The sequence below is a fragment of the Streptomyces sp. NPDC049915 genome, assembly GCF_040656475.1.
Classification (GTDB): Bacteria; Actinomycetota; Actinomycetes; order Streptomycetales; family Streptomycetaceae; genus Streptomyces.
The window spans coordinates 1-5,018 of record NZ_JBFAMH010000064.1; the positions used below are offsets into that span (position 1 = coordinate 1).

A 5,018-nucleotide genomic window follows, 5' to 3' on the forward strand; every position below is an offset into this window, starting at 1 on the left:
GTCCGCGAAGCACTGCAGATCGGCCCGGACACCCCCATCATCACCACCGACGCCCGCCACCGCGCCGACGCCAAGTCCGCCCTGATCACGCTGGTGGAACACGCCCTGATGGCACGCCTGCGCTAGCGCCCACCTCGGTGGGGCGCCGGGCCGGCACTCAAGTCGGAAGGGCGATACGGCAGTTGTCGTGGGGCGGTGACGGAGCCGGCTGTGGCCTTTGACACGGCCGGCTCCGGCGTTCATAACAGTTCGGCAGAGGAATCGTGGAGAACCGCCACGCGTCGCGGTCGCCCGGTGTCGCTGTGCGCACGAACGCCCCGTCTTTTGGCGGGGCTCGCTCTTTATGACCGTTTTATGCGGGGCTTACATCACCTCGAGCCCGCGCATTCCGCTGTTTGGAAGAGCGCAGGTCGTCGTGCTGGAATGCCTGAACTGCCCAATAGTCAAAGACGTACTGGTAGGCCTACCGGGAGTCGTTTGGCCGACCGGGCACGGACACACTGCGGCACGACGAAGGTGCCGACCGCCGAGAGGTTGTTGGTCGAGTGAGGCGAAGCAAGAACAGTCCCGAGCCGGCGGCGCGGGGCAACTTCACCCCGCCGCCGCGCACAGCGGCGCCCGCTCCTGTGCCCGGTTCGGAACCGTCGGCGGCGCCGGCCCCGAGCGGCGGCCGCTTCTCCCCCCGCAACTGGCGGGTGCCGACCCGGCTGAACGCGATCCTGCTCATACCCGTGCTCGTCGGCCTCGTCATGGGCGGCTTCCAGGTCAAGAGCTCGATCGACACCTGGCAGAACGCGGAGGACGCGGAGAACGTCGCCCTGCTGGTCCGCGCAGCGGAGGACTACGGCCAGGCCCTGCTCGACGAGCGTGACCTCACCGCCCCCGACCTGCTCCAGGGCAAGGGCGAGACGGCCGAGGTCAAGCAGCTGCGCGCCGCCACCGACTCGGCCAAGGGGAAGTTCGACGAGGCGGCGAAGAACCTGCCGCACACGGCCGCTCTCGACCGCCGTATGCAGCTGTTCCGGTCCAACGAGAACAAGCTGGGCGCCCTGCGTCAGGCCGCGTTCACCAAGCCGATGGACCCGGTGAAGACGGAAGAGGGCTACGTCCTCGTCCAGCACTCCCTGCTGGAGTTCGCCAACGAGCTGAGCCTCGGCACCGGCAACGTCACCTCCTACGGCCGTACCGTCTACGCCGTCTCCCTCGCCAAGGCCGCGACCTCGCTGCAGCGCGCGATCGGCGTGCACCTGCTGATCCGGCCCGCCGACAAGCGGAGCGTGGCCGCGCAGCAGCGCGTCTCCCTCGCCACGTACCGCTACCTCGAGGGCATCGCCGTCAACGAGTTCGTCTCCGGCGCCACCCAGGCCGACGTCGACCGTCTCGACCAGGTCATGGCGCAGCAGCGCCAGAAGGTCGGTGACCGGGGCGCGGCCGTCAACGCCGGTGACAGCAGCTCCACGCAGGGTGGCGCCTACACCGCCATGCCCGTCGCCGACAAGATGCTCCAGGGCATCGCCGCCGGCACCTTCAGCTCCGAGGAGCTGGCCGCCAAGGGCGTGACGCCGCAGACCTGGATGGGCGCCTCCACCGCGAAGTTCGACGGTTACCGCCAGGTCGAGACCGAACTGGTCGACAAGGCCGTGGCCGACGCGCAGAGCATCGCCGACAGCGCCAAGCAGGACGCCATCGTCACCGGCGCCATCGTGGTGATCGCCCTGCTGCTCGCCTTCATCCTGGCCGGTGCCGTGGCCCGCCAGATGAGCCGCGCGATGCGCCAGCTGCGCAACGCCGCGTTCGGCATCGCCGAGCAGCGCCTGCCGATGCTGGTCGACCAGCTCTCGCGCACCGACCCCGGCCGGGTCGACACCCGGGTCGCGCCGATCCCGATCACCACCACCGACGAGATCGGCGAGGTCGCCCGAGCCTTCGACCAGGTGCACCGCGAGGCGGTCCGGCTCGCCTCCGAGCAGGCCCTGCTGCGGGGCAACATCAACGCGATCTTCACCAACCTCTCGCGCCGCAACCAGTCGCTGATCGAGGGCCAGCTGTCCCTGATCACGGACCTGGAGAACAACGAGGCCGACCCGGACCAGCTGGAGAACCTCTTCAGGCTGGACCACCTCGCCACCCGTATGCGCCGCAACGGCGAGAACCTGCTGGTCCTCGCCGGCGAGGAGCCCGGCCGCCGCTGGGACCAGCCGGTGCCGCTGGTCGACGTGCTGCGCGCCGCCTCCTCCGAGGTGGAGCAGTACGAGCGCATCGAGCTGCAGGGCGTCCCGGAGGCCGAGATCCACGGCCGGGCCGTGACCGACCTCGTGCACCTGCTGGCCGAGCTGCTGGAGAACGCCACCACGTTCTCCTCCCCGCAGACCAAGGTCCGTGTCACCGCGACCCGTCTCCCGGACGGCCGCGTGATGATCGAGATCCACGACAAGGGCATCGGTCTGACGGCCGAGGACTTCGCCGACATCAACCACAAGCTGGCCAACCCGCCGACCGTGGACGTCGCGATCTCCCAGCGCATGGGCCTGTTCGTGGTCGGCCGGCTGTCCGACCGGCACGGCATCCGGGTCCAGCTGCGCCCCTCGGGCGAGCAGGCCGGCACGACCTCGCTGGTCATGCTGCCGGACGCGATCACGCACGGCGGTGGCGGCGAACAGCACGTCCAGCGCGACGAGTTCACCGTCTCGCAGATCATCCCGGAGCAGAACTACCGGGGTGAGGACTTCAGCCAGCCGATGCGGACGGCCGCGGAGCTGGGCTTCGACGACAGCCGCTATGTCGAGGTCCCCGACGACCTGCGGGACCTGGACCCGGTCGGCCGCTCGCTGATGCGCGAGGAGCGCCGCGCGGCCCTGGAGTCCCAGTCGAACGGCCGGCCCCAGGAGCAGACCCCCGAGCAGGGCGGGTACGCCGACGACTTCGGCTCCACCACCCAGCAGCAGTCCGCCTACGACGCCCAGCAGGGCGGCTTCCCGGAGCAGGGCGCCGGGTACGACCGGCACACGGCGTACGAGGAGCAGCGCGGCGGCTACGACGGGCAGCAGGCGCCGTCGTACGAGGACTCCTACTACGGGCAGAACGGCCACGTACCGCAGAACGACGGTTTCCAGAACGCCGGCGGCTACTCCGAGTCGTCCTATGCGGAGCCCGCGCAGGAGGAGTCCGCGCCGGCGCACGCCGACACCACGGGCAACCCCTCGGGCTTCGACCGGACGTCCTACCAGGACGACTGGCCCCAGCAGCACAGCGGCTACCAGAACGGCTACGGGTCCCAGTACGCTGCTCAGGCACCGGAAGCGGAACCGAAGCGGACCGCTGACGCGAGTCAGCAGGACCGCGTAGGCTTCGACCGTCCGGGACCGGCCACTTCCGCCGCCCACGAGCTGACCGACGCCGGGCTGCCGCGCCGCGGATCCCACGCGAGCGGTTCGAACGGCTCCGCGCAGCGCGTGAACGAGGAAGCGCCGGCGCCCACTCCGGAGCACAACGGCGACAATGGCAGCTGGCGGTCGGCGAACGACGACCGCTGGCAGCAGGCCGCGCAGCTTCGGAAGCCGAAGGCGGGCGGGGTGACAGCCTCCGGCCTGCCGCGGCGGATTCCCAAGGCCAACCTGGTCGACGGCGCCGCCGAAACCACCCCCCAGGGGGGCCCACAGGTCTCCCGCGCCCCGGAGGACGTCCGGGGCAGGCTGAGCAACCTGCGCCGAGGCGTCCAGCGTGGACGCAGCGCGAGCGCAGGCAGTGAAACGAACGGCCAGGGCTTCGGTCCTGACAGCACCTACAACCAGGAGCGTTAGTGTGAGCCCGATGAGCCAGGCGGCACAGAACCTGAACTGGTTGATCACCAACTTCGTGGACAACACCCCGGGGGTGTCCCACACGGTGGTGGTCTCCGCCGACGGACTCCTTCTGGCGATGTCCGAAGGCTTCCCCCGCGACCGCGCCGATCAGCTCGCGGCCGTCGCCTCCGGTCTGACCTCTCTGACCGCCGGTGCGTCCCGGATCTTCGAGGGCGGCAGCGTGAACCAGACGGTTGTGGAGATGGAGCGGGGATTCCTCTTCATCATGTCCATTTCCGACGGTTCCTCGCTTGCGGTGCTGGCGCACCCGGAGGCGGACATCGGTCTCATCGGATACGAAATGGCCCTTCTGGTGGACCGGGCCGGTACTGTCCTGACGCCGGATCTGCGGGCTGAGCTCCAGGGCAGCCTGCTCAACTGACAGGGGGACGGTGCGTATTGGCGTCCCGGGGCCGTAAGGTTTCGGGACGCGGGCTTCCACGTGGTGGGATGCCAGACACGCTCGGAGGAGGAGAAAAAGTGGCAACACCCCCAGGCGGATCGTCTTCGGGCAACTGGTCGTACGGCCCTGGCCAGGGCCGCGGCGACGGTTCCGCGAACCCGTACGCCTACCCCTCCGCCCCGAGCCACCGGCAGCCGTACATGCCCCAGGGCCCCGGCCCGTCGCCGTACGACCAGCCGCCGGCCCCGCGCATCCAGCCCGTGCAGCCCCAGCGTCGCACCCCCGAGCCGGCGCCCGCCGGGGCGTCGAACAACCCGCTGGTGCGTCCGTACGCCATGACCGGCGGCCGGACGCGACCGCGCTACCAGCTCGCCATCGAGGCGCTGGTACACACCACCGCTGCTCCGCACCAGATGCAGGGCCAGCTGCCCGAGCATCAGCGGATCTGCAACCTGTGCCGCGAGATCAAGTCGGTGGCCGAGGTCTCGGCCCTGCTGACGATCCCGCTCGGCGTGGCCAGGATCCTCGTCGCCGACTTGGCGGAGGCGGGACTGGTCGCCATCCATCAGCCCGGCGGCGACGAGAACGCCGGCGGCCAGCCAGACGTGACACTGCTCGAAAGGGTGCTCAGTGGACTTCGCAAGCTCTAGCGGCGGTCCTTCCCGCTCCACCACCTCCGCGAAGATCGTGGTGGCGGGCGGCTTCGGCGTGGGCAAGACCACGTTCGTCGGCGCCGTCTCGGAGATCAACCCGCTGCGCACGGAGGCCGTGAT

3 protein-coding genes and 2 pseudogenes are annotated in these 5,018 nt (G+C 70.1%); all 5 read left to right on the plus strand.

The window, feature by feature from the left end; all coding sequences use genetic code 11:
- Window positions 1-126 (plus strand): annotated as a pseudogene (locus AB0J12_RS39345) (ATP-binding protein); the annotation flags it as partial.
- 419 nt (window positions 127-545) lie between these two features.
- Window positions 546-3,800 carry a nitrate- and nitrite sensing domain-containing protein gene (locus AB0J12_RS39350; protein ID WP_363269616.1) on the plus strand — a complete coding sequence of 1,085 codons (3,255 nt, stop codon included), beginning with the start codon at window positions 546-548 and terminating at the stop codon, window positions 3,798-3,800.
- Window positions 3,801-3,810: 10 nt separating this feature from the next.
- Complete coding sequence (locus AB0J12_RS39355) at window positions 3,811-4,224, plus strand: roadblock/LC7 domain-containing protein (RefSeq protein ID WP_004983065.1); 414 nt, start codon at window positions 3,811-3,813, stop codon at window positions 4,222-4,224.
- A gap of 98 nt (window positions 4,225-4,322) precedes the next feature.
- On the plus strand, window positions 4,323-4,895 hold the full coding sequence (locus AB0J12_RS39360) for a DUF742 domain-containing protein (RefSeq protein ID WP_363269617.1): 573 nt from the start codon (window positions 4,323-4,325) through the stop codon (window positions 4,893-4,895).
- Window positions 4,876-5,018 (plus strand): annotated as a pseudogene (locus AB0J12_RS39365) (ATP/GTP-binding protein); the annotation flags it as partial. The gene AB0J12_RS39360 and the pseudogene AB0J12_RS39365, both read left to right, overlap by 20 nt.

Excerpts from the sequence above, each read along its gene's own strand:
- AB0J12_RS39355 (WP_004983065.1), top strand. The coding sequence starts at position 3,811 with ATGAGCCAGGCGGCACAGAACCTGAACTGGTTGATCACCAACTTCGTG.